The organism is Pelagicoccus sp. SDUM812002, assembly GCF_031127835.1.
Classification (GTDB): domain Bacteria; phylum Verrucomicrobiota; class Verrucomicrobiia; order Opitutales; family Opitutaceae; genus Pelagicoccus.
In genome coordinates this window covers 55,719-79,389 of the sequence record NZ_JARXHX010000003.1, presented here as the reverse complement: position 1 = coordinate 79,389, position 23,671 = coordinate 55,719, and the positions used below count along the sequence as shown (strand labels likewise).

Here is a 23,671-nt window from a genome sequence, read left to right as displayed (position 1 = left end):
AGAGCCACAAGCTGGCCTTATTCCATCGTTGCCATGCGAAAGGGTCCTCCGCTTGATGACATTCGTGAGTGCAATTGAAGAGTTGGTAGAGACAATGGCTCGTCTCAGGGGACCTGGAGGTTGCCCGTGGGACATAGAACAGGATCACCAGTCGATCGCCCAGTGCTTGGTCGACGAGTGTAGCGAATTGTTGGAGACGCTCGACACGCTCGACATGGACCACATGCGAGAGGAGTTGGGCGATGTCTTATTGCAGGTCGTCTTTCACGCCCAGCTGGCGAAAGAGTCGGGGCATTTTGACTTCGAAGCGGTAGCCGTTGAGATTAATGAAAAGCTCATCCGTCGCCATCCTCACGTTTTTGGCGATGTGGACCTAAACGACTCGGATGCAGTCCTTAAGCAGTGGGACGAAATCAAGGCGACCGAAAAGGCGGACAAGCCAGTCAGCACCTCTCGGTTCAAGGACCTGCCGCCAGCACTGCCGGCGTTGCTTTTTGCGTATGACGTTTTCAAGCAAATCAAGAAGAGGGCTTTGCCGGTAGGCGATGCGGTAGACATGGGAGCGATCGAAGCCATGGCTGAGGAGTTGGACGAAGAAGCGGCTGGGCATATCCTTTTCGAGATCGCGGCGGCATGTCGCTTGAAGGGAATCGATCCGGAGAGCGCCGTACGCAAGTTTGCTCGCCGGGTGATGGCGGAGAGCGACGATTTGACCGAGTCGGCTGGAGGTAGTTCGGAAATCGCGTGACAGGTGCGCTCCCACTTTAGGGGGTTAAAGAATGAGCAAAGACGAGCGATGGCGTGAGATTTGGATGGATCCCTTTTTGAGGCATCTCACGGGAGAACGCCGCCTTTCCGCTTACACTGCTCGGAACTATCAAACTGCGTTGGAGGCTTTTTTCCATTACCTAGATGCGGAAACGACTTGGGAGGGTAGCCTAAAAAACGTGAACCTGCGGGATGCTCGTGATTTCGTGATCGAGCAGCAGCGCCGAGTCTCGCGGCGCACCATCCACAACTATATCTCAGGCCTGCGCACTTTCTTCAAATACTGGATACGGCTAGGAAAGATCGAGGCGAACCCGTTGGTCGGAATCGTTCTCCCGAAACTTCCCAAAAAGCTTCCGGCATTTATGACGCAGAAGCAGGTCAAGCTGCTGATCGACGGTCCCATACGTTTACTGGAGAACGAGGCCATCACTCCTTTTCAGGCTTGGCGCGACCGGCTTGTGCTGGAGCTGCTTTACGGAGCTGGCTTCCGCGTGAGCGAGCTTTGCGATCTGACCTACGGGCAAGTGAGCTTCGACGAGGGAGTAGCTCGTATTGTGGGAAAAGGCGGGAAGTCGCGGATTTGCCCGCTAGGACGAGTGGCCATGGCTGTATTGGACAAGTGGAGACGAGAGTTCGCAGTAGGCACCGCCTTCAGCGACCCAGTGGTCCTCAGCAACCGACGAAAGAAATGGGCTCCTCGCGGGATCCAGCTGTTACTGAAAAAGTATTTGGCCTTAGCGGATCTTCCGATGGATCTGACTCCGCATAAGATTCGCCACTCGTACGCGACGCATCTGTTGGACAACGGAGCAGATCTTCGGCTCGTGCAGGAGCTGCTTGGTCATGCTAAGCTCTCCACGACACAGATCTATACGCATGTGAACATCGGGAGGCTGAAGGAAGCTTTCGATCAAGCCCATCCGCGAGCCTGAGAGAGCGGGCGACTCGCAGGTTGTTTGCCTTTTTTCTCAGGATACAATTCCAAGTCCTCTTATAGAAACAAGTTGCAAGAGCGAATAGGATGCTTGTTCTTTGAGTCATCCATGCCTCAACCCTCTAAACGCAAGGGCAAGCGCGCCCCCACGCTTGCAGATGTCGGCCTAAAAGCTGGCGTTTCAGCGATGGCAGTATCTGCCGTCTTAAACGGTTCGAACTCCTCCGTCCGCATCTCCGAAGAGACCCAGGAGCGCATTCGCAAGGCTGCTGCTGAGCTGAGGTATCGTCCAAACATAGCGGCCCGAGCTCTAGTGAACCGTCGTATGAATACGATCGGTACCCTGATCGTATTGGACGGTCTCGAGTTGAACCACTACTTTTTGGAGGTTTTCAACGGAATTATCGCAGGAGCTGCCCAACACAACCAAAACGTGACGGTCTTCACCTTGAGAACTTGGTCGGAAGCTAGGGAGCAATTGGAGCGAGCTTTCGACGGGAGGATTGACGGCATGATCCTGATCGCTCCCATTCTAGAGGAAGAGTTCACCAACGGCATGAGCGCTGACATGCCCTGCGTATCCCTACACTCCAACGTGGGAATCGAAGGCGTGGTAAATTTAGAGTCTGACGAAGAAAAGGGTGCCTACGACATGGTGAGCCTGATGGTGGCGAAAGGGCATCGTCGGATTATGCATCTTGCAGGACCTAAAGGACTCTTAGGCGCAGAGCGTCGCATTTCTGGATACAAGCGAGCTCTTGCCGACGCGGGAATTGAGTTGGATGAAACGCTGCTCAAGTCGATGGCTTACAGCGACGAACACGCTCGGAATGTGATGAAAAAGTGGTTACAGGAGAATCCGCGTGACGCGTTGCCTGAAGCTATTTTTTGCGCCAACGATCAGATGGCTCTGGGCTGCGTAGAGGCTCTACTCTCAGAAGGTATCCGCGTGCCGGAGGACGTTTCAGTTGCGGGCTTCGACGATACGCTGGTTGCCCGGGTTACGGTACCTCCCTTGACCACGGTGCGTCAGCCTCTGCGCGAAATGGGGGTCGAGGCGGTTTCGCTTCTGCTGAAACGCATCGAAGGAAATGAGGATGATTCAGTTGGGAAAACGAACTCGATCGTTTTTCCAACCGAGCTCGTCGTTCGCAAGTCTGTAGTAGAACGCTGAAACGATCTTTCGAGGGGACCAGCAACGGTCTCCTCTCAGTTGAACTTTTGCTTATCTGCTGGTCACTTCCGCAGTCGCCGATTTTAAGCCTTTCGCAGTTGCTTTGATTGTAATGGTTCCGCCACTACCTTTGGTCGGCCGTGCGATGAGCTGAGCCTTTCCGTAAAACAGCTTTCGAATCGAGGAGCTGAATGCCACAAACGAGCGTTGGTCGCCGTTGCCGGTAGCTTCGAAGGTTCCCGCCCCGGAAACGCTGAACGTGATTTCGTCGTCGGCTAGTGGGCACGCACGTCCTTTGGAGTCGATAGCTTCTGCAGTCACGTAGATTAGATCCACACCGTCTGCGTCCACCTCGCTGCGTTCCGCTACGAGGCGGAGAGCCACAGGCTTGCCTGTCGTTTCGACGATAGCTTCTCCGATTCTTTCGCTATCTTTGTAGGCGACGGCTTTGAGCGTTCCCGGCTGATAGGAGACGTCATCCCAACGCAGGCGATAATCGTATGTGACATCGTAGTAGTCGTTGGTGGTTGGTTCTGCGAAGACTCGGAAGTCCCTCAGTCCCGGAGTCGCATCTCCAGTTGCTTCCGTGAAGCTCAGGCGAAGGAAACGAGCTTTGGTATCTACGGCATGCAGGATGCGGTTGGTTCCTTGCCAGGGTTCGAGAGCTTGGGTTGGCTTTTCCACGACCGTTGACCAAATCTCTCCATCGGCAGAGGATTCGATGGCGTAGGCGAAGAGGTGCTCTTTTCCATTTGTATCCAGTTGGAGCTGCTGGACAGGAGTGAGGTTCCCTAGATCGATAGTCCAAGTGACTTGGTTATCTGCAGTATCGGCCAACCAAGCGGTGTGAATATCGGCATCGATAGCCCTCGCAGCGTGCTCGCCTGAACTCGCTGTAACCATGGCAGCGAGTGCCAAGTTTTCAGATCGGTCCGGACGTTCTCCTTTTCTGCGTTTACCGAGTGATTTTCCGTTAAGGAAGAGCTCGGCGGAGTCACCGTTTGTATAGACAAAGACCGGAACGTTTTTGCCTTCACTTCCTTCCCAATTCCAATGGGGCAGGATGTGTACCGTATCCAGATCCTCTCGCCAGTGGCTTCGATAGAGGAAATAGCGGTCTTTGAGGAATCCGCAGAGATCGACGATGCCGAAATACGATGAGCGTGAATCTGCGTCGTGCGGAGTTGGCTCACCGATGTAGTCGAACCCGGTCCATACGAATTCACCCGCTACAAACGAATCGGTTTTCATGTATTCAAATTCCTGATCTGCAAGGTCCGACCAAAAGGCGGCGTTCAAGTCATAGGAAGAGATCTCGTAGCCTTCACCATAGTCAGCGGTACGGGTGGCGAGGTCGGGATCGTAGTATCCGCGGGTGCTGAGGGCCGAAGCGGATTCTGAATAGATGATGGGCTTCTCCGGCCATACGGCGCGATAGCGTTCATAGCGGCGGGCATAGTTCCAACCTGCTAGGTCGATACTGGCGAAGTTTTCGCCATTGGTCAGGCTCGGAATGTGGCAAGCCATAGCGATGGGGCGGCTGTCGTCGATATTGCGAGCGAATCCGGCTAGCATGGCAGTTCGTTCCGGTGTGACGCCTTCACCTTCTTCGCCGCCGTTAACTTCGTTCCCTATGGACCATACGACTACCGAGGGATGGTTGCGGTCACGCATGAGGGTGTTGCGAATGTGACGATGAGCGAATGGCATCAGCGGCGGGGTCAGATCGTCGCGCCCGGCGGTCCATGCCCACTTGTCGAAGACTTCGTCCCAAACGACGAGTCCGAGTTCGTCGCAAAGCTCTAGCAGTTCCTCAGCCGGTGGGTTGTGGGCGGTGCGGATGGCATTGATCCCCATCTCCATCATTATCTGCAACTGTCGCTTTTGTGCGTAGCGGTTAAAGGCCATGCCGAGCGGTCCCAAGTCAGAGTGGAGATTGACGCCTTTGAGCTGTACACGGCGACCATTGAGATGGAAGCCATCGTTTGCGGTGAATGCGAAGGTGCGAAAGCCAAATTTTTCGGTCTTCTCGTCGAGTAGTCCTCCATCCCCGTCAAGGACTTGGACTTGGGCCGTGTAGCGCTCCGGTGAGTTGATGTCCCAAAGTCTGGGATTTTTAACGTGAAGCGTCAGTTTCCGATGGGTGGTAACTTGCGAGAGGGCATCCGTTTGGAGCGAAGCGGTGGCGACAATTTCCCCATGCGGGTCCAGAATCGTGGCATCGAGGACAACGGAAGCACCGGAAGGCGTATGGTTCTCTAGGGCGACAGATAACGTGGCATTTTCTGCAGGAAGCCCGAGACGTTCGTCTCCATCGGTGCGAATTCCTAGGCCCCATTGGGCAATGTGGATCGGGTTCTCAAAGGAGAGGGTGACTTTTCGATAAAGGCCAGCTCCGGGGTACCACCGAGACGACCATTTGCGCGTGTCGAGTCGTACGGCGAGGATGTTGTCTTCACCCGGTTTCGCGTGATCCGTGAGGTCTATGCGGAAGGGCGTGTATCCGTAATCCCATGACCCGATTTCTTCTCCGTTAAGATAAATGACCGGGAAGGCCATAGCCCCGTCGAAATCGAGGTAGATTCGGTGACCTTTTGCGGAAGCCGGGATCTCGAGCGTCCGTCGATACCAACCGATTCCCTGCCAAGGGAGCTTTCCAGTGCCTCCGTGGGCGTCCGGGTCGAAGGGGCCCGCGGCCGCCCAATCGTGGGGAATCCGGACGGGTGTTCCGTTGAAGTCGTCGACCGAAAGGGATTGGTCGGGAGACAAGAGGTCTCCGAGGTGGAAGGACCAATTATCGGCAAGGGTTTGGGGTGATGCGTGGGACAACGTTGTGGTGCCTGCGATCAGAGACAAGGCAGCGAGAAAGGGAAATTTGCAGAAGGGGTTGCGCATAGTTATTGTTAAGTTTAACGATAAATTCCGTGTCAAGCATGGGCATGATTCTGGTTTCGAAGAAGTTCGGGTAGAAGTTTAGATTTCCTAGGGTTCTAGGATAACTTATGTTGCCGCGACGTAGCATTTTTCACCGGGCGATCATCGGTGAGTTCCGTTCGCAGATGATTCGTCTCTGCTTAAACGGTGAGGATTTGGGTAATGCAGTTAGGTGGGAGTAGTGCTGGAAGAGTCTAGGAAGAGGTAGCCCTTAGCCAGTTCGGTGAACTCTCGAACCTGATTCTCGGCCCAACTCGCTTCGCGTCCAAGCTCCTCGGCGAGAAGTTGAGCAACTCGAGGAGCAGATTCGATCGCGGCTTGAGCGTCGAGAAGCAGAGCTCGGGTGCGACGGGCGAGGACATCTTCGACGCTGCGGGCCATCTCGCTGCGGGCGTGATAGAGCACTTCGGCTTCCTGGTAAGGCAAATTGGGATGGAGCGGAGCAGCTAGCTGAGGTTGCTCTCCGAGGAGAGCTAGGATCTTCGAGGACTCAGAGCCGTAGGAACCTAGATTGGGCTCAGGACTTGAGTCGATAGTCGAGCCAGCGATGGGCAAGTTTTTGGTTGAGCAAGGATCTCCTTCGATGCCAGAGAGGATTTCGACGTGGTCGACTACGTCCTCCGCCATCTTCCGGTAGGTGGTCCACTTGCCGCCGGTAACCGTCAGGAGACCTGAATCGGAGACCACGATGGTGTGGTCGCGAGAGAGGGCTGCGGTATCTGAGGCTTCTCCCGACTTCACGAGCGGGCGCAGGCCGGCGTAGATTGAGAGCACGTCCTTTGGCTGAGGATCTTGAGCAAGGTACTTAGCAGCGTGCTCCATGACGAAGTCCCGTTCGGACTGCAGCGCTCTTGGCTCCAAGGATACATCTGGCCGCGGAGAATCGGTAGTGCCGACTACGACTCGGTCGTGCCAAGGTACCGCGAAGAGGACGCGGCCGTCAGCCGTCTTGGGCACCATGATGGCCGCGTCATTGGGAAGAAAAGACTTTGGCAGAACGATGTGTACACCCTGGGAGGCGGAGATCATGGGCGGAGATTGCGGATCGTCCTGGGACCGTAGTTGGTCAGCGAATACTCCGGTCGCGTTAACGACGCAATTTGCTAGTATCTCAAACTGTTCACCGGTTTCCTGATCTTCCCCTACGATGCCGCAGACCTGTTTGTCCTTCGTCTTAAGGAGCTGGATACACTTCGTATAGTTGGTTACGAAGGCCCCGTGCTTGACTGCGGTTTGGGCGAGGTTGATGGCGAGACGGGAGTCGTCGAATTGTCCGTCGTGGTAGACGACGCCTCCGGTGAGGCCATCGGTCTCGATCGTGGGGATCCGCTCGATCGTTTGCTCGAGGCTCAAGGAACGCGAGGGGGCCAGGCCTAGTTTTCCAGCGAGCGCATCGTAAACCTTCATGCCGACTCCATAGAAAGGGCCTTCCCACCAGTGGTAGTTGGGAATGACGAAGGCTTGGTCCCGAACCAAGTGGGGGGCGTTACGGTAGAGGAATCCACGTTCGCGCAGGGCCTCCAGTACGAGGGAAACATTTCCTTGGCGAAGGTAGCGCACGCCGCCGTGCACGAGTTTGGTAGAGCGCGAGGAGGTCCCTTTGGCAAAGTCGGATTGTTCGACGAGGGCGACGCTATGGCCCCGAGTCACGGCGTCGACCGCGGTGCCTAGACCAGTCGCTCCTCCGCCGACAATCAGTATATCGAAGGGCTCGTTTCGGGAACGCAGAGATGATAAGTTCTTTTGGCGGTTCATTAGAATAAGTAAAGTGGAGGCTTCTATATAGGGACGTTCTTACCTCGCGGCGAGACGCCGACGGATTCGGGAAAGGGATTCGGGAGCGACGCCGAGGTATAGGGCGATGTCGGATTGGGTGATGCGTGAAAGCCAAGCGGGTGCTCGTCGATGCAGGGCATGGTAGCGCTGCTCGGGGATTAGGCAGAGGAACTCGTATTCGGGTTGCTCCTTTTTCACGGCGAGGTCGACCTGGGCCCCGATGAGGTCGGTGGAGAGTTCTAGGTCGTCGGATGCAAACTTGTTAAGGGTCTGAAAATCGAGGCGGAGAAGTTCGGATGATTCGAGGGGCACCACGCTGAACGGGCTGGGAATATTTCGATGCGCGGATTGCAAGCTGCCGATGACTTCACCTCCAGCGAGGAAGGACTTGATCCGCCCGGTTCCGTTTTCGCTCAGGTAGTAGGCTTTGAAAGAACCTTGGCTTATTGAGAAAAGATCCTCTACGAGCGTGCCTTGGCGAAACAGGGCCTGGCCTTTGGCGAGTGAAACGGGAGTCGCGCGCTGGGCGAAGAATTCGGGAAGTCGCATGGTGTGATCTTCAGGATCGATTTCTTAACATCGGCTAAGGTCGAGGTTTTCAGGATCGGTTAGTGTTTCGCAATGGAACCAGTACAAAGAATGGGAAGGCGGGAAGAATTGTGGAGCTAAAAGGGAAGCGGATTATCCTGTGCCGGAGGCACATGCGGTATAGGCCGTGCCTTAGTGGAACTTTTGGTCGGAAACAACGAGTTGTTGGTGATTACCCGAGCTAGCGAGCGACTGAGGCGCTTGGAACTCAGTTGTAGGAATGTGGATACGTTCGCTTGCGACCTATCCGATAGCGACCAGCTGAGCGACATGGATTGGGAAGAACTGAGATTCGGCAAGTACCATGTTTTGATCAACAATGCGGCAGGCCAAGCCACTGGAGACTTTTTGGATGGATCATTGGGTTCGGACTCGTTGCTTCGCGAAATAACCTTGAATTTGGCTGTACCCTGCCTGTTGGCCCGATTGCTTGCGAGCGGACGAGATCCGTGAAGTCGGGCGATCGTGTTGAATGTGGGTTCCGCTTTGCTAGCGTTCGTTCACCGAGTAGCACCGACCCTAGCGTAGCGGATCTTGAGGGATGCGTGAGTGACGGGGCGAGGATGAAAAGCTCCGCTAGCTGTTTATGGACAAAGTTTCCGATCGGGCGCCTTTATCCCGTTGAGGGCTGAGATCGTCCCTCTCGGGGTGGAGGGGAGAATGCATTTTCTGGCATGCTCCGCCCCGAAATGAAGATCCTGACTTATCTTAACTACAAAGCGAATCGCCGGCTTGCTTCCCGCAGTCTCGTACTTGGGGCGGTCGCTTTGGGGGCCGCATCTACCGGCTGGACTCAAAATGACGAACCTGGGCTTGGAGACGACGCCATCGAGTTGGATGCTGTTGTCGTAACGGCGGCCGGATTCGAGCAAAGCATCGCGCAAGCTCCGGCCAGCATCTCGGTGCTGACCTCTGCCGACTTGGGCGCGACGCGGATTAACAGCCTTGCCGATGCTTTGTCGATGATCGATGGGATCGACGTGGGTGATTCCGCGGGGAAGACTGGCGGTCTCAGCATCAGCATGCGGGGGATGCCAAGCGATTATACATTGGTGCTGGTAGACGGTCGCCGACAGAACACAGCGGGAAACATCACTCCCAATGGGTTCGGAGATACCTCCAGCAGCTTTCTGCCGCCCGCGGCGGCGATCGATCGGATCGAGGTTATCCGAGGTCCGATGTCGACTCTATATGGTTCGGACGCGATGGGTGGCGTCGTCAACATTATCACCCGCCGAGGCGAAAGTGCTTGGAGCGGAAGCGTGACGGCTGGAGGCACCCTGCAAGGGGATACGGATTTCGGAGATGCGACCGAGAGCAACTTTTACGCGACCGGACCGTTGGTGCAGGAGAAGCTTGGATTAACATTGCGAGGCAGTCTCTTCAACCGTCAGGCATCCGAGTTGAGCTATCTTGACGAAGAGGGTGAAGAGCTCGAAGTCAGCAAGCGCGGCCCTAGTCCAGTAGCTGCTGATATCTATTCGGCAGGAGCTCGCTTGAATCTGCTAGGAAGCCGCGACCATGACCTTTGGTTTGACGCGGACTATTATTGGCAAACCTATGACAATTCTCAAGCCCAGCTCGGCACCTTGGGCGTGCGTGGCTATGCGGAGGAGCTGAAGTTTAACCGCAACCAATACACAGTAGCCCATACCTGGAGGCTTGGCGCCGTACAGTTGGAGTCGAGTTTGATGAAGAATGAAACCGAGACGATTGGCCGTATCACTCCTGCGGGTACACCTGGCAAGGAGACTGGCAGTCCTCGCGATTTGACGAACGAGAATATCGTGTTCGATGTGAAGGCTTTGGTAAACAGCTGGGAATCGCATTCGCTAGTGGTCGGCGGCCAGTGGTGGGACGCTGAAATGGTGGACGGAGTCGCTCCCGAGCCATACCAGCAGACGCAGTGGGCGCTTTTCCTGGAGGACGAGTGGACGCTTACCGAATCGCTGCGGCTGACTCTGGGAGGCCGGCTCGACGAGCATAGCCAGTTCGGCCAGCACGCCAGTCCTCGTGCCTACGCCGTTTGGAACGCTAATCCGCAGTGGTCTTTTAAGGGCGGCGTAAGCAAAGGTTTTAAGGTCCCACGCCTCGACCAGATCGCGGACGGCATCATCGGTTTTGGCGGCCAAGGTACGATCCCGATGATTGGCTCTCCAGATCTCAAACCTGAAACAAGCGTGACAACTGAGGTAGTCGCTATGTACGACAATCTCGAGGGCTTTCGGGCCGGCGTGACGCTCTTCCACAACTCCTTTGACGACAAGATCGCTCGTGGCCCTGGCTTGCTGAATGCGTCATGGGCCTCTGATCCAAACCGTCCCGGTTCCGTAGATTATGGCTACTGGCCATTGGTGGACGAGTTCTCCCAGTCGATCAATGTGGACAAGGCTGAGACCCGAGGCATCGAAGCGACCACACGCTTCGACTTCAATAGGAACTGGTCGTTGAATGCCAACTACACCTACACAGAGAGCGAGCAGAAGAGCGGCGAGAGTGCGGGACTGCCTCTGTATTCAACTCCCGAGCACATGCTCAACGGTCGCCTGAAGTGGCTCGCTGGAGAAAACTACTCCTTCTGGCTGAGCGGAGAATATCGCAGCGAACGTTACCGCTCGCCCGACCGCAGGTCCACCTCGACTGCAAAGGAGACTTGGGGTGACTACCGTGCCTACAGCTTGTTTCACCTCGGCGGAAACTGGAATATTAACGAGTCGCTGACTCTGAACGCCACCATCTACAACCTCTTCGACAAGAACTTCGTAGACTATCGTCCTTACGTGAGCAACACGAATACCGGCGATATCAGCTATACCAATCTCTACGCAAACAACCAAGAGCCACGCCGACTCTGGTTGACCGCGACGTACAGCTTCTAGCAATGCGCGGTTGTTTTTAGTCAGCAACCTAGTTGCCCTCGTTTTGCGAAAGGCCAGCCTGAGAAGGCTGGCCTTTTTTCGTTATTCGAGTGGGTTGCTCGCTTAGGCGAGCAGCTCGCGAGCTTGGGAGCTGAGCTGGAAACCGCTCGCTGTTTGGAAAAAGGCGGCGAGGTTTCTTTTTTCAGCGAAAGCGAGCCCTGCATTAGTACCCTGCAGGAAAAGGGCGGTGGCGTAGGCATCGGCCTTCATACAATTGTCATGAAAAACGGATACGCTCAGTGTCTTGTCCGCCTCGTCTTGGTGGACCGGGGAGACGATGTGAGCGACCCTTTGCCCATTGCATTGCACGTAGAGAAGATAGTTGGCGGAAGTCGCGACGGAGAGACCGCAGAGCGCGACTTGGGCCCTCGGCAGATTGTCTTTCGCATGGTGCGCTAGCTCGATTTCGTAGAGCCAAGGAGTACCGTCCGGCTTGCAGCCAAATCCTTTCGCTTCGCCTCCGATCTCGAAGAGGTAATTTTCCAACCCGAGTTCGCGGAGCCTTTGGCAGGCAAGGTCGACAGCGAAGCCTTTGGCGATTGAGCACAGGTCAATAGTCAAACCGCCAGGTTGGTAGACGGAGCGCGTTTCGGGGGAAAGTTCAACTCGCTGGAACCCTGCTCGGGTGAAAGCGTCTTGCACCTCTGGAGAGGAGTAGGAGTATTCAGAAAACGATGACGGGCCAAATCCAAGCAGGTCGATGGCTTGGGCGAAGGTAGGATCGTAGGCTCCGCTGGTCTCTTGGGCAATGGAGAGGGCTTGCTCGAGGACGCGAAAGGCTTCGGCGTGAAATACCAGCCAGGAGTCAGTGGGGGCACCTTCGTAACGTCGAAGATCGGAGTCAGTCTCCCATGGACTCATTTGGGATATGACGGTATCTAAAGATTGGATAATCGTCCTTTCGATGTCGTGAGGATCGAGCTGCTGAGACGAGGAAAACTTGGCGGACCAATGGGTCCCCATCGTCTTGCCGGAAAGGGAGTGCAGCTGCCAATCGCTGCGAAAGGCTCCCCCGCGAGCAGAGCTGATGTCTGCCGGGATGAATACGAAGGGTTCTGGCGGGATGGTACTCAAAGCGGAGTTCAGGTGAGTTTGATGGCTAGCCTTGGAAAGCGAGATCGCCCTCCCTGGATTTTAGGGAAGGCGATTGTAAGGGGTTGCGTTTGCGAGAAAGGAGCAAGCCTACTCGGGCAGGACTTCTACGGTGAGGGTGTAGCTGGCGCTGCGCTCGAGGGGGACTCCATGGAAATCGCCGCCGGCGATGCTCGAGCTCGCGTTGATCCAATAGCGACCCGCTTGTGGCCATTCGATTTCGACAAGTCCGTTCTCGTCACTCACGAGAGTCTGGTCTCCTGCTTCGTTGCGGAAGCGGTCGTTTCCTTGAACGAAGGTGACTTCGACGCCAGCGGTGGGTTCGCCGTTTAGGAGAACGCGGAAAGAAGCGGGTTCGCCAGTGAACAGATCGTTCGGGTGAGTGATGAATTCGAATTCGAGGCCGGTGCCGGAGACGGCGATTTCGCTTGGCGCTCCGCTGGTGACGATGGTTTCAACGCGACTGGCGTTTTCGCGGAGCTGGAGCTTGTCCATGGAAGCGAGATCCATTGCAGCAAATTCTTCGGCCGAGCCCCGCTTGCGCTTGCGCTCGCCGTCTTCTTCCCAAGAGGCGAACATACCCGCACGTCCGCTGAAGATGCGGTAGCTGCCGCTTGCTTCAAGCTGTAGCTCGAAGGTACTGCGTATCTTGCCTTGGGCGGTGCTCTGCTTTTCGAGCTCTTGGCCCGATGGTCCCAGCACGGTGATGTTGTCGAGGGCGATTGCGTGGTGGTTGGGAAAGTAGAGGTTGTTCGAAATGGCCGCTTCGACGGAGATCCATTGATCTTCACCAGAGAGGATAGAGGTCGAGGGCAGGATCCACTGGCGATGGGCAAGCGCGCTGGTGGCGATTGCGGCGAGGGTGGTGGCTACGGCGATTTTCTTGAGTGTTTTCATAATTGGTTGATTGAGCGAAGGTGAATGCGGTTCGCGGGCTGATGTATTCAAAGTCTGGGGATTGGGTTATTCGGATATGTGTAAGGTAACCTTGCCGAGCTCCCGTTCGCCGCTGACTTCTCCTTGGGCAGATGGGTTTTCCGTCCACTGGAAGGGAATGCGCAGGAGCTCTCGGCCGCCGACTTCGCGGGAGGCTTCTACGACGAAATAGTATTCTCCAGCGGGAAGCTCAGCCATTGCAGTTTGGTCGAGGTCGATCGCCATCTCGTGCTTGCCGACGGGTTTGGTAGGACCGGTGACTCCGTCGACTGGCAGCTCCAAGGAGCGCCCGCCCTTGCGCCACCATTGGCGAAGGTCTTTGAGCCAAGTCTCGCCTTCGCGGTCCGCCATTTCGGTGTCGTACCAAACAGCAAGGTTGGCGACGAGTTGGCGCTCCTCCGATTCGATCCAAGCGGCGACGTAGGGTCGGTGGTATTCGGCGACGTCGAGGCGAGGGATCTCGATGGAGGAGGTCAATTGTCCCGCGTGGAGTCCGGTTATGCTCGGCAAGGACAAGGTGGCGAGAATCTTAAGCGTTCGGTCGTTCATGAGTGAATTCAAGGCTGTGGGTCTTCGTTCAGTGGACAAAGATGACGATGACGATAAAGGGAATGAGGAAGCCAGCGGCGACGATTGGCCAGGTGCTGGGGCGTCTCCTAGCGTGCACCCAAAGCAAGGCGAGTCCGGTGAGACAGAAGATCACGCAGGCGACGGAGAAGATGTCCATGTAGAGGACCCATGTGGCACCGGTATTGCGGCCTTTATGCAGGTCGTTGAGGTAGGCGATGAGGCCACGGGTCGTTTTTTCGTAGACGATCTCTCCGGTTTCGCGGTCGATGCTCATCCACGCGTCCCCGCCCGGACGTGGCAGGTCGAGGTAGATATCGACGTCTGACCATTCGTAGGCACGACCGCCAACGGCAACGTCCAACTCTTGGTCTATCCAGAGGCGCAGCTCGCGCGGCAGCGCTGCCTTCTGATCGAGTGTCTCGCCCTCTTGGTAGTGAATTTGCTCAAGCAAGGTTTGAGGAAGGGTGCCTGTCGTTTCGACTACCACGGGGCTTGCCGTGATTTGTCCCGCATGGTTGAGGGTGATGCCCGTTACGGCGAAAAGGACCATGGCGACAAGGCAGATGGCGCTGCTAACCCAGTGCCACACATAGAATTGCTTGGTCCAAAATGCTTTTCGAGTCTTGGACTTTCCTTTGGGGCGAGGCGGAGCTGGGTGCTCTAGGCTGTCAGTAGGCATCGAAGCAAGAGAGGCGGGCGGGTGTCGGCTAGTCGGTGGCTAGCGTCGGTTGTCCGTACGAGAGAGGACTTTTGCTCGCGGCAGAAGTCGGTCAAAAGCGGAGCCAGGGTGCTTGCTTGGATGATTGGTAATTGGCATAAGGTGTAGGGAAAGGCAGCGGGCAGAGCCGTGATTCGAAGCTAAGCGGCCTTGAAAAGCTGAGATCTTAGCCAGAATTTTTGAGAGAGACCACTCCGAGAGGGATTTCCAGCGCTCGCAGCGGGATTTTTTCTCTCGGGCTACTCGTTCGATTTCGGGCGGATGGGAGAGGGTACGGGGGCCTGGAAACAAAAAAACGCTAGCGGCGAAGGCTAGAGCTTGGAGATCGATGTCTCTGCTTCGTGAGCAAGTTAGGGTTGTCGCCTTTGGCTCGATCGCTCCTACGCGTATTTGTTACGGAGGACGACGCGCGAAGAGGATCCATCGAAGGACACTTCTTTAACGGCTAGGGAGATGCGGTTTTCCTCGTCGAGCGCGTTCCAATAGAGGTCGAGGGTTTCTTCCGGAGTGGCTGCGATTGGCAGCAGAAGCGGGTCGACATTGAAGGTGGGCAGCGGGTTTCCGTCACCCATGTAGGTGGTGAGACCGTAGCCGAGTCCATTGGCAGGTTCTTGCGGGTAATAGTAGTGGCGATCCGAATACGATGGGTCGATCTTGTTGGCCTTAAGGATAGATAGGCCGATTTCCGGGGTATCGCCTGTGAGGTCGAGCTGGCCAGTGATGCGTGGCGTGTAGTTCGGAGCGTCCGGCTCGCGATCGCGAATAGATAGGGCCTGCTTGGCTGTCTTGCCTGCAGCGAGTCCGTCGCAAAGGGTGCGAGTCTGGTCGCCATTTGAAACGAGAAATTGATTTGGGAGCTCGAGCATTGCCTCGTAGATGATTAGGCTCGGGTCTTCGACCTTGGAAGGATCAAAGGGCTCGGTGCTGAGCGTGGTGCCGTTCAGCGAGAACTGGCGGTTCCTGCTGTTAGGACTGCGGCCCATAATCCAGTAGACCTGCTGCCAAGCATCTCCCGAAGCGGACTTGCCGATGACGAGGCCGCGACCTGGGTAAGGGTTACCTGCGACGTGTGACTGGAGGGTGGCGGATGCGATTTCTGAAGCGCTCATAATAGGGCTTCGAGGGATATGCCGGGAGCAAGGGCTGGCAACGTTTTTTGTGCCTATTCGACTACCGCAGCGTCCCCCTGTTCCCGAGCGCTCTCTAGAGCGTCTTCACAAGCATCCAAGTGGCCATGGCTATCATGATTAGGTTCTCGCTTAGGGAAATGAATCCTAGCGGCACGCTGCTGCCGCCGCCCACGCAAGCGCAGTTGAGGTCTCGTTTCTCGATGTAGACAGCTTTTATGATCGAGACGGCTCCAAGGGTGCTGGCCAATAAGACAATGGGCGCCACGAGAAGGGTGAGCCACCCGGCAATCATAAAGACACCGCCGATCGCCTCGATAAAGGCGTAGACATAGGCGTAGGGCACGTAGTGGCGAGCTAACAAGTCATATTGGACAAAGCCGGTGGCGTAGGAAAGTAGGTCCTGTAGTTTCAGGATGCCCAGCACGCACATGCTGAAGGCGATGAAGAGTTCGGCGATGCGAATCGGAGCAAAAACGCCGACGCTGGCCCAGGTTGCGGAGAGGGCCATGAGAAAGGTGATGGCGAAGACGGCAAGCACGGGCTGGTAGGTTTTGCCCTCTTTTGGGTCTGGCTTCTTGCCGAGGCCTTCGCGGAGATCGTCGTAGGTGCCGAGGCGCTCGCCGTTAACAAATATCTGCGGCGTCTCGTCGAACCCGTTATCTCTTTTGTACCTCTTGTTGGCTTCCATCGAGTCGAGCTGGCGATCATCGATTTCGTAGCCGTTTCTTTTGAGGAGGTCTTTCGCTTTGACGCCCCAAGGACAGAGGTGGTCAGGCGTGACCATGCGGACTATGGTGGCTTGTTTGCTCATGTCTAAATCCCTTTTTTGCGGTTCTGATTCTCAGGCTATTGTCGAGACGCGTCTGGAAAACGGTTACATGCTGGCGATTCCTATTCGGGGTCTCTCTGGTAACACCCGCGGAGTACAAGAGGCGATTGTGCCAGTTATCCGACGCGGCGATTTGAGGGATGCATGGCTCGTGCCAGAGAGTCACTCCGCCTCTAGGAGCCGGCAGGGGGTGCAACGTGCAATTGTCCCGCTGCCGTCGGGGCTCCAATTGCAACGCCGACGCTTCGGCCTCTACTTCGCAAAATTGTATTTGTCGATCGGCGACTCGGTGCGGGCGTCCCGAATCAAGCGATCGAGCTCGCGAACCAACTGGGGGTGATCGGCGGCGAGGTTGCGAGATTCGGTCGGGTCTTTGGATAGGTCGTAGAGCTCGAGCGGCGAATCGGGGTCGACCGAAACGTCGTAGCGAACGGCTTTCCAATCCCCTTTGCGAATGGCGACGCGACCCTTTTTCTCGTGGAACTCCCAATAGAGGTAGGAATGTTCTGCTTGGTTCTGTTCGCCGAGAAGATTGGGCAGGAAGGAAATGCCGTCGGTGTTTTCCGGTACGGGTAGTCCAACGATGTCTGCGACCGTGGGAAGGACGTCCCAAAAAGCGGAGAGATGGTCGGAGGTGGAAGTTGCCGCGATTTTGCCTGGCCACTTGACCAACATAGGTACCCGGATGCCGCCCTCGTAGAGATCGCGCTTGTAGCCGCGTAAGCCGCCGTTTGAGCCGAAGAAATCGGGATCGTGGCCCGCTTCGCTATGGGGGCCATTGTCGGATGTGAAGATAATGAGGGTGTTGTCCGCAATCCCTAGCTCGTCGAGCTTAGCGAGCAGTTCACCGATGTCGTCGTCCATGTGGTTGACCATGGCGGCGAAGGCGGCGTGAGCCTCTGGCTGGGAACCGTAGGGACCCTTGCGAAATCGTGGACCGTCATCGACGCCCTCGAAGGAGCTTTCCGGCAGGAACTTGCCGCGGTACTTCTCCATGTAACTTTCTGGTGCGAACATTTCTGCATGAGGTTGCACAAGCGCGTAGTAACAGAAGAAAGGCCGGTCCTTGTTGGCTTCGATGAAATCGAGGGTTCGCTCCTGAATCAGGTCCGGCGCGTAGGTTGCCGTCTCAGTGCCAAAGTTGTCCCAGAGGATCTCGCGCTCGTCGTCATTCCAGAGAAAGTAGGGATAGTAGTGGTGGGCTTGCCGCTGGCAGTTATAGCCGTAGAAGCGATCGAAGCCCATCTTTAGCGGTTCGCTCTCTGAGCCCGGAGCTCCAAGTCCCCACTTTCCGAATACGCCGGTGGTGTAGCCCGCCCCCTGCAGGAGATGGGCAAGCGTGTAGGTGTCGGCAGGCATGGGAAGCTGACCTTCAGGCTGTACTTCGGAATTGCCGCGAACGGCAGTGTGTCCCACGTGTTTACCGGTTAACAGGGAACAACGCGACGGCGCGCAAACGGTGCTGCCCGAGTAGTGTTGAGTGAACTGCATCCCTTGCTGGGCAAGCGAATCGATATTTGGCGTCTGGAAATGGGTCTGCCCATAGGCGCCCAAATCTCCGTAGCCGAGGTCATCGGCCAAGATGTAGATGATGTTCGGCTTTTGATCGGCGAGGGCCGTTGAGGCGGCAATTAGGGTGAGGGAGATGATTAGGAGTCGCATGGGTTTTCGGGGAAAATAGAGTGTCGCAGCAAGTCTGCCAGCAAAGCGCGGCGCTGGCGTTATTCGGAGATTCATTTTTGGAGAAACCTCAGGATGCAGAGCCCGCCTGTAAAGTAACTATCAGTTTCTGCTGAGCTTGGAATTCTGGCAAGACTTGGCACCGGCGATGCTATGTTGAGAGTATGCCGAAAATTGCCGCAATCTTGTTGTTGCTCTCCCTCACTTCGCTCGCTCAGGCCGGCGATACCTTTAAGCTATTGCTCAGCGATAAGCACGCTGGAGCGATCATCGCGTACTTGGACTCGGTCGATATCGAGTCCGTAGAGGCGAAGCCGTTCGCCGAGTTTCAACCGTCGGAAAAACTGGTAGCGGCCTTGGCTCGCTACGCCTCCTTGATGGAGGAGACCATTTACCAGCAGCGCGAGCAGCTGATCCAGGGAGGCTCCGGCGCCGCGGCTAATTTTGCCGACTTGCTTGACGCTAAGATCCGCTACCAAATCGCCTTGAACGCGATTCAGGAAATGAAGCCAGAGCACTTTTTGGCAACCGTTACCGAGAGTGAACCGCTGCCGAAGGAAAAGCCGATTCTCGCAGAAGTGTCTGTCCAAGTAGATTGAAGTTCGTTACCTCGGCCTTGTGGTTCTATGATCGCAGCGAGACTGCGATACTCTAAACCAGCGCCTGAATATGTGGCGGAACGCTTAGTCCGTTGGGGAGCTGAGGGTCCGGAATAGGGGCACCGTAGACGGTTTGCATGGGGAGGACACCGGCCCAGTGAGCGCTATCCATGTCTGAGGCAATATCACTCGGCGGGCCTGAACGGACCTTGAGCGTGGCCTCCTCGATACGCAGGGCGGCGATAGCTGTGGCTTTCGCTTCGGCCTCGTTTGGTTGGCGACAGTTTTCCCAGCGGCCAGGGATCAATTTTTCCACGGTCAGTCGAAATGCTTCCTGCCGTTCCGCTTCGTCTTCGAGCAAGTACCCCGTACCGAAAGCGACGACCGAGCGATAGTTCATAGAGTGGTGCATGGCGGAGCGGGCGGCTACGATGCCATCGAGAAACGTGAAGGTGCAGCAAATGGGATTGCCGGAAGCGATCGCCATCAAAAGACGGCTTTGAGTCGATCCATGAAAGTAGAGGAGATGGTCGACGCGAGCGTGAATGGTCGGAATGACAAACGGCTGACCATTTGGCAGGGTAAATCCAACGTGGCAGATCGGCGCTTCGTCGATGACCGCGAAGACCGGTTCGCGCTCGAACGAGACTCGCTTGGGAGAGCGGTTGGGCTGGGTGCGGTCGGTTTTGGCAAAGGGACAGGACATGGGGAGATTTGAGTTGTTAAGGAGGAATCGTGATTTTCGGGCTGGATGATAGCTGCAAAGTGGACATGTTAATAGTGCCACTTTTATGAAAAGAGATAAGTCCACTGCATTGCCTCGATTGAAGAGAGGCCAGCTACCTGCCTACCAGCGGGTTTATGAGGCGTTTCGCGACGCGGTGCGATCAGGGCAGTTGAAGTCGGGGCAGCGGGTGCCATCGAGCAGGGAGCTCGCCCTGAAGTACGGGGTTGCTCGCATCACCGTCACGCAAGGCTACGAGCAATTGATTGCTGAGGGATACCTGGAGACGAAAAAGGGATCGGGAACTTTTGTGGCTAAAGAGCTGCCGGATGGCTTCTTTCGAGCGGGGTTGGACGGAAAGCAATCAAGGCCCATCGAAAGGCCACGTCCCCATAGGGGCAGCGCCTCAAGCTACATTGAACAGCCGCCTTTTTTGTCTGGTTGTGCGGCCTTGGACGACTTTCCGGCCGAGCTCTGGTTGAAGCTTTACGCGAAACAATTGCGAGGTTCGCCGTATTCGCTGAATACCTACGGCCATGGCGAAGGCGGTTTCCGGGAATTAAGGGAAGCGATCGCGGGGCACTTGAGCACGCAACGAGGCGTGCGATGCGAGGCGGGACAGGTTTTGATATTGAGCGGTAGCCAACCTGGGATCGAGCTAGTAGCTAGAGCATTAGTGAATCTAGGCGATACCGTAGCGGTGGAGAATCCGAGTTACCGCGGAATCACGAATTCGTTTCGCATGAACGGAGCCAAGATAAGATCAGTCCCGTTGGATGAACAAGGCATGTTGGTTGATGTATTGGATCGGATGAAAACGGTGCCGCGGGTCGTCGTTGTGACGCCAGCCCGGCAATTCCCACTCGGTGTTGCAATGCCGGTAGGGCGACAGGCCGCACTGCTTGAGTGGGCAAGGAAGTCCGGAGCTTGGATCCTAGAAGATGACTATGACAGCGAGTTTCGCTTCCGTGGAAAACCGCTACCCGCAATGCAGAGTTTGTCGAATCAAGATCGTATCCTGTACTTGGGTACGTTTACTCGCTCGATGTTTCCGGATCTCCGAATCGGTTATCTCGTTGTGCCAAGGTCGGTGTATCCAGATTTTTTAGCTCTTTGGAAAACGGCAGCCATGAATCCGCCCGTTTCGCTGCAGGCAACGTTAGCGGCATTTATTCGGGAAGGCCATTTTCAGCGTCACCTCAGAAAAATGAGGAAGCTCTACGAGAGAAGGTCTCGCTGGCTAGCGGAGCGTGTGGAAGACCTGTTAGGCGACTGGATCGAGGTGGGGGTAACCGACGGAGGGATGCACTTCGTGGGTTATTACAAGCAGCCGGTCGACCCGCTAAGGCTCGCGGAAGAAGGTCGCAAGCGTGGCTATGTGTTCATGTCGATTTCCAGCTATGGACCGGACTCAGTGGAGCGGGACGGGTTGATATTCGGCTTTTCCTCATTCAGCGAGGAAAAGATGGAAGCAGGGCTTCAAGCACTACGGGAGGTGTTGGAGTCATAATCGTAGCCGGCGGGTAAGGACAGTTAAGCAAAACTCTTTGCGTCTCGTCCGAGGGTTGAATGTCTTGGAGGTGTAGCTGTATTAATTTCGCTGAGCACTTTCAACTAGGCGATAAGAACTGGGTTCGGTACTGTACGTTGGTTGGATCTACAATATAGAAGAAGGCCCACTGGGGAATCCGTGGGCCTTCGCGTGCAGAGAAGTTGCTCCGAAGAGTTGACTTTCAGACTGGAAGCTTAACAGCTCAATGAGCTATATGAAATCGATCGACCTGACGGGTAATACAATGAAGAGTATGCCCTTTGATTGTTGAGCTTTTAGAGAGTGTTTCTCTTGCGATCGCCGTCCCAGGCTTCAGTAAAGCATTCTATAGTACGCTAGCAATTTCACGCTGTAGATTAGTCGTGTACCTAGGTCCGCGACTCATTTGAGGTGCGGCGACCTGGAGAGCGTTGGGTGGTATGTTGCGAGCAACCGACATGGATTATTGAACGGACCAGTCGAGGCGTTCGAATTCCTGTCGGGTGTGGGTCATCACGGCCTTGAAGGTGTCGACCCAGAATCGGTCTTGGTTGGCGGCGAGGTAGTCGAGGAGCTCTTGGTGTAGTTGCGGATCGGTTACGAGATAGTCGCCACCGACGCCGTGATTTAGGAAGATGGCGACGGTTCCGCTTTTGTAACAGCTTTCCAAATACGCGATCGTGGATTTCAAATCCTGATGGGAGAGGTCGAAGGCGGGCGTATTGTTGAAGTCGAGCTCCTTCATGCTTGAGAGTTGGGGTGATGACACGCCGCGGGAGGCGAGGTAGAGTTCGTTGGTGACGGGCAGGAAGGATTCTTGGCCGTTTGCTACTGCTGTATCTCCGCAGGGATAGGCGAAGGTGCGGGCATTGTTGCCGTCGAGGGCTTGCAGAAGGGTGTTGGTGAGGAGGAGTTCGTCGCGCAGGCGCTCGATGGTGTAGTGGTCGAGGTCTCGCGATTCGGCGACCCAGTCGCGACCTGGCAGGCCTCTGCGGCAGGGATGGTAGAGTGAGTGGCTGGCGAGCTCGTGTCCAGCGGCGCCGACTTGACGCCATTCCTCGAGGCGCTGCTCCATGGTGTCGGCTTTGGCTTGGAGGAAGAAGGTGCCTTTGACTCCGGCTGCTTCGAGCTGCGGGTAGGCGATGTCGAGTTGAGAGGGCAAAGAATCGTCGTAAGTGAGGCATACGGCGGCTCCGGCGCCACCTGGCCAAGTGAAGGAATCTGAAGCGTTCATGAAGGGGGCAGCTCTGAGCGAAGTTAGCAGAAGGAGGACGAGCAAGGGGCGGAGGTAAGTCATATTGGTCGTATAGGATACGGTGCTGCCGCAGGACGGCAACAGCTGATTCGCTGAGGATGTGTCCTTGCTATGGAGCGCGAGGCCACGCTCCAGGACTTCAGTCCGCCTCGGGATTGGCGTGGGTCAGCAGGAATTGGGTGTACGGCTCGATGAAGCGATCAAAAGCTTCGATGTGGGGAAGGTGCCCGATGCCGTCAAGCTCCACTAGCTGGGATTCTGGGATGGCTTGCTGGGTGAGTTTGCCAAGCATTTCGTAGTCGCCTAGCTTGGCCCGCTCCTTGGCGTTGACAACGTCCTTGCCCAAGGCGGTGCGGTCCCGTTGGCCAATGATGAGCAAAGTGGGCATCTTGAGCTTCGGCAATTCGTAGACGACAGGTTGGGTGAAGATCATGTCATAGGTGAGCGCTTGGTTCCAGGCCATGCGGGCGTAGTCAGGGCTCTCGAGGTAGCTGGCGAGCTGGTTGACCCAAGGATCGTAGGCGGGCTTCCATTTCCCGTCATAGTAGGACTTGAGCTGGTACTCTTTTATCGATTTTGCGGTTTTCTGTAGCTCTTGCTGATACCAGGCCTCGACGGGGCGGTAAGGTACGCCGAGAGCTTTCCAGTCCTCGAGTCCGATGGGATTGAGAAGGGTGAGTGACTCCGTGTAATCGGGATACAACAGAGCGAAGCGTGTGGCGAGCATGCCGCCCATTGAGTGTCCCAGCATGTGGGCGCTCTCGATCTCTAGCGACTGCAGCAGGCCCATGGTATTAATGGCGAGCTGCTGGAACGTGTAGTGGTAGTGCTCTGGCTTGGTGGACTTGCCGAAGCCGATCTGGTCGGGTATGAGGACGCGGTATCCGCTCTCGCTGAGGGCCGTTGCTGTTTCCTCGAAATAGGAGCCGGAGAAGTTCTTGCCGTGGAGCAGGACTACGGTTTCACCGTTGGCAGTGCTTTCAGGGAAGAGGTCCATGTAGACCATCTCGTGGTCTTCGAGTTGGCTCTTGAATTGGTACGTGTATTCAGGGAATGGATATTCCCAGTTTTCGAGGCGGAGGTTTTCCTCTTGGGCTACCGTGGAGGGTGTCGCCAGCAGGGCGAAAAGGGCGGCGAAACAAGCGACGAGGGCGGGCTTAAGCGAGGTAGAGTTGGTGGCAGTCATAGTAAGGGGTACGTTTCTGCGGCATTCTTGGATGCGAAAGCGCGGGGTGCGGCTGCGTAAGGGAACCCAGAGAGAGCAAGCTAGGTGGATGCGAGAGGTTGGGTCGGGTCGTCGCTGAGACGACTGTTCTTCATTTGAGTTGCTGTTACGAAATGTACCGATCCTGCAGCGTGGACGACGTGGAAGTCGTGCCTCCGCTGGCGCTTTTATCTGGTGGGTCCGGTTCCGCCCTGTCCGCCTCGCTCCGTGACTTCCCGCAAATTGGAAATTGGCAAAAAAAGGCGGACCGCTGATGCGGTCCGCCTTTGGAGAAATGGATTTCGCGA

The 23,671-nt window shown here is 56.0% G+C and carries 19 protein-coding genes and 1 pseudogene; 7 read left to right on the top strand and 13 right to left on the bottom strand.

Going from position 1 to position 23,671, the window contains the following annotated elements:
* Positions 1–55: 55 nt before the first annotated feature.
* The 3 genes from QEH53_RS05910 (at position 56) to QEH53_RS05900 (ending at position 2,879) form a co-directional block, all read left to right on the top strand.
* A complete protein-coding gene (locus tag QEH53_RS05910) occupies positions 56–748 on the top strand; it encodes a MazG family protein (protein WP_309022223.1) in 693 nt (230 codons plus the stop codon).
* 31 nt (positions 749–779) lie between these two features.
* A complete protein-coding gene (locus tag QEH53_RS05905; protein ID WP_309022222.1) occupies positions 780–1,703 on the top strand; it encodes a tyrosine recombinase XerC in 924 nt (307 codons plus the stop codon).
* A 111-nt stretch (positions 1,704–1,814) separates the two neighbouring features.
* On the top strand, positions 1,815–2,879 hold the full coding sequence (locus QEH53_RS05900) for a LacI family DNA-binding transcriptional regulator (RefSeq protein ID WP_309022221.1): 1,065 nt from the start codon (positions 1,815–1,817) through the stop codon (positions 2,877–2,879).
* Between the two features lie 51 nt (positions 2,880–2,930).
* Here QEH53_RS05900 and QEH53_RS05895 read toward each other — a convergent pair whose 3' ends face one another.
* The 3 genes from QEH53_RS05895 to QEH53_RS05885 all read right to left on the bottom strand — a co-directional run bounded on the left by QEH53_RS05895 (position 2,931) and on the right by QEH53_RS05885 (position 8,138).
* A complete protein-coding gene (locus tag QEH53_RS05895) occupies positions 2,931–5,774 on the bottom strand; it encodes a glycoside hydrolase family 2 TIM barrel-domain containing protein (protein ID WP_309022220.1) in 2,844 nt (947 codons plus the stop codon).
* Positions 5,775–5,981: 207 nt separating this feature from the next.
* Positions 5,982–7,568: an FAD-dependent oxidoreductase gene (locus QEH53_RS05890; RefSeq protein WP_309022219.1), complete on the bottom strand. Its 1,587-nt coding sequence runs from the start codon at positions 7,566–7,568 to the stop codon at positions 5,982–5,984.
* A 39-nt stretch (positions 7,569–7,607) separates the two neighbouring features.
* Positions 7,608–8,138 carry a Crp/Fnr family transcriptional regulator gene (locus QEH53_RS05885; RefSeq protein WP_309022218.1) on the bottom strand — a complete coding sequence of 177 codons (531 nt, stop codon included), beginning with the start codon at positions 8,136–8,138 and terminating at the stop codon, positions 7,608–7,610.
* Positions 8,139–8,291: 153 nt separating this feature from the next.
* Between QEH53_RS05885 and QEH53_RS05880 the strand changes: the two are divergent.
* Together QEH53_RS05880 and QEH53_RS05875 are read left to right on the top strand one after the other, a co-directional pair.
* A pseudogene (locus QEH53_RS05880) lies at positions 8,292–8,630 on the top strand (SDR family NAD(P)-dependent oxidoreductase); the annotation flags it as partial.
* 236 nt (positions 8,631–8,866) lie between these two features.
* Complete coding sequence (locus tag QEH53_RS05875; RefSeq protein WP_309022217.1) at positions 8,867–11,056, top strand: TonB-dependent receptor; 2,190 nt, start codon at positions 8,867–8,869, stop codon at positions 11,054–11,056.
* Positions 11,057–11,158: 102 nt separating this feature from the next.
* Here QEH53_RS05875 and QEH53_RS05870 read toward each other — a convergent pair whose 3' ends face one another.
* The 7 genes from QEH53_RS05870 to QEH53_RS05840 all read right to left on the bottom strand — a co-directional run bounded on the left by QEH53_RS05870 (position 11,159) and on the right by QEH53_RS05840 (position 18,032).
* Positions 11,159–12,169 carry an FAD:protein FMN transferase gene (locus QEH53_RS05870; protein WP_309022216.1) on the bottom strand — a complete coding sequence of 337 codons (1,011 nt, stop codon included), beginning with the start codon at positions 12,167–12,169 and terminating at the stop codon, positions 11,159–11,161.
* A 108-nt stretch (positions 12,170–12,277) separates the two neighbouring features.
* Positions 12,278–13,084 (bottom strand): DUF4198 domain-containing protein, encoded by an 807-nt coding sequence (locus QEH53_RS05865; protein WP_309022215.1) that lies wholly within the window; start codon positions 13,082–13,084, stop codon positions 12,278–12,280.
* Positions 13,085–13,150: 66 nt separating this feature from the next.
* A complete protein-coding gene (locus QEH53_RS05860; RefSeq protein WP_309022214.1) occupies positions 13,151–13,672 on the bottom strand; it encodes a DUF2271 domain-containing protein in 522 nt (173 codons plus the stop codon).
* Between the two features lie 28 nt (positions 13,673–13,700).
* Positions 13,701–14,372 (bottom strand): PepSY-associated TM helix domain-containing protein, encoded by a 672-nt coding sequence (locus QEH53_RS05855; RefSeq protein ID WP_309022213.1) that lies wholly within the window; start codon positions 14,370–14,372, stop codon positions 13,701–13,703.
* A gap of 419 nt (positions 14,373–14,791) precedes the next feature.
* Positions 14,792–15,520, bottom strand: a complete 729-nt coding sequence (locus QEH53_RS05850; RefSeq protein WP_309022212.1) for an IMP cyclohydrolase — start codon at positions 15,518–15,520, stop codon at positions 14,792–14,794.
* A 94-nt stretch (positions 15,521–15,614) separates the two neighbouring features.
* Positions 15,615–16,352, bottom strand: a complete 738-nt coding sequence (locus QEH53_RS05845; RefSeq protein WP_309022211.1) for a glutaredoxin — start codon at positions 16,350–16,352, stop codon at positions 15,615–15,617.
* A gap of 270 nt (positions 16,353–16,622) precedes the next feature.
* A complete protein-coding gene (locus tag QEH53_RS05840) occupies positions 16,623–18,032 on the bottom strand; it encodes an arylsulfatase (protein WP_309022210.1) in 1,410 nt (469 codons plus the stop codon).
* 182 nt (positions 18,033–18,214) lie between these two features.
* Between QEH53_RS05840 and QEH53_RS05835 the strand changes: the two genes are divergently transcribed.
* Positions 18,215–18,649 (top strand): hypothetical protein, encoded by a 435-nt coding sequence (locus QEH53_RS05835; RefSeq protein ID WP_309022209.1) that lies wholly within the window; start codon positions 18,215–18,217, stop codon positions 18,647–18,649.
* A gap of 52 nt (positions 18,650–18,701) precedes the next feature.
* On the opposite strand, the gene QEH53_RS05830 is transcribed toward QEH53_RS05835, so the two are convergent.
* Positions 18,702–19,355, bottom strand: coding sequence for a pyridoxamine 5'-phosphate oxidase family protein (locus QEH53_RS05830; protein WP_309022208.1), 654 nt, complete (start codon positions 19,353–19,355; stop codon positions 18,702–18,704).
* Between the two features lie 85 nt (positions 19,356–19,440).
* Here QEH53_RS05830 and QEH53_RS05825 point away from each other — a divergent pair, with 85 nt between their 5' ends.
* On the top strand, positions 19,441–20,883 hold the full coding sequence (locus QEH53_RS05825) for a PLP-dependent aminotransferase family protein (protein WP_309022207.1): 1,443 nt from the start codon (positions 19,441–19,443) through the stop codon (positions 20,881–20,883).
* 484 nt (positions 20,884–21,367) lie between these two features.
* Here QEH53_RS05825 and QEH53_RS05820 read toward each other — a convergent pair whose 3' ends face one another.
* Complete coding sequence (locus QEH53_RS05820; protein ID WP_309022206.1) at positions 21,368–22,201, bottom strand: polysaccharide deacetylase family protein; 834 nt, start codon at positions 22,199–22,201, stop codon at positions 21,368–21,370.
* A 97-nt stretch (positions 22,202–22,298) separates the two neighbouring features.
* Positions 22,299–23,345, bottom strand: coding sequence for an alpha/beta hydrolase (locus QEH53_RS05815; RefSeq protein ID WP_309022205.1), 1,047 nt, complete (start codon positions 23,343–23,345; stop codon positions 22,299–22,301).
* Between the last annotated feature and the right edge of the window lie 326 nt (positions 23,346–23,671).

Excerpts from the sequence above, each read along its gene's own strand:
- QEH53_RS05910 (WP_309022223.1), top strand. The coding sequence starts at position 56 with ATGACATTCGTGAGTGCAATTGAAGAGTTGGTAGAGACAATGGCTCGT.
- QEH53_RS05905 (WP_309022222.1), top strand. The coding sequence starts at position 780 with ATGAGCAAAGACGAGCGATGGCGTGAGATTTGGATGGATCCCTTTTTG.
- QEH53_RS05900 (WP_309022221.1), top strand. The coding sequence starts at position 1,815 with ATGCCTCAACCCTCTAAACGCAAGGGCAAGCGCGCCCCCACGCTTGCA.
- QEH53_RS05895 (WP_309022220.1), bottom strand. The coding sequence starts at position 5,774 with ATGCGCAACCCCTTCTGCAAATTTCCCTTTCTCGCTGCCTTGTCTCTG.
- QEH53_RS05890 (WP_309022219.1), bottom strand. The coding sequence starts at position 7,568 with ATGAACCGCCAAAAGAACTTATCATCTCTGCGTTCCCGAAACGAGCCC.
- QEH53_RS05885 (WP_309022218.1), bottom strand. The coding sequence starts at position 8,138 with ATGCGACTTCCCGAATTCTTCGCCCAGCGCGCGACTCCCGTTTCACTC.
- QEH53_RS05875 (WP_309022217.1), top strand. The coding sequence starts at position 8,867 with ATGAAGATCCTGACTTATCTTAACTACAAAGCGAATCGCCGGCTTGCT.
- QEH53_RS05865 (WP_309022215.1), bottom strand. The coding sequence starts at position 13,084 with ATGAAAACACTCAAGAAAATCGCCGTAGCCACCACCCTCGCCGCAATC.
- QEH53_RS05860 (WP_309022214.1), bottom strand. The coding sequence starts at position 13,672 with ATGAACGACCGAACGCTTAAGATTCTCGCCACCTTGTCCTTGCCGAGC.
- QEH53_RS05855 (WP_309022213.1), bottom strand. The coding sequence starts at position 14,372 with ATGCCTACTGACAGCCTAGAGCACCCAGCTCCGCCTCGCCCCAAAGGA.
- QEH53_RS05850 (WP_309022212.1), bottom strand. The coding sequence starts at position 15,520 with ATGAGCGCTTCAGAAATCGCATCCGCCACCCTCCAGTCACACGTCGCA.
- QEH53_RS05845 (WP_309022211.1), bottom strand. The coding sequence starts at position 16,352 with ATGAGCAAACAAGCCACCATAGTCCGCATGGTCACGCCTGACCACCTC.
- QEH53_RS05840 (WP_309022210.1), bottom strand. The coding sequence starts at position 18,032 with ATGCGACTCCTAATCATCTCCCTCACCCTAATTGCCGCCTCAACGGCC.
- QEH53_RS05835 (WP_309022209.1), top strand. The coding sequence starts at position 18,215 with ATGCCGAAAATTGCCGCAATCTTGTTGTTGCTCTCCCTCACTTCGCTC.
- QEH53_RS05830 (WP_309022208.1), bottom strand. The coding sequence starts at position 19,355 with ATGTCCTGTCCCTTTGCCAAAACCGACCGCACCCAGCCCAACCGCTCT.
- QEH53_RS05825 (WP_309022207.1), top strand. The coding sequence starts at position 19,441 with ATGAAAAGAGATAAGTCCACTGCATTGCCTCGATTGAAGAGAGGCCAG.
- QEH53_RS05820 (WP_309022206.1), bottom strand. The coding sequence starts at position 22,201 with ATGACTTACCTCCGCCCCTTGCTCGTCCTCCTTCTGCTAACTTCGCTC.
- QEH53_RS05815 (WP_309022205.1), bottom strand. The coding sequence starts at position 23,345 with ATGACTGCCACCAACTCTACCTCGCTTAAGCCCGCCCTCGTCGCTTGT.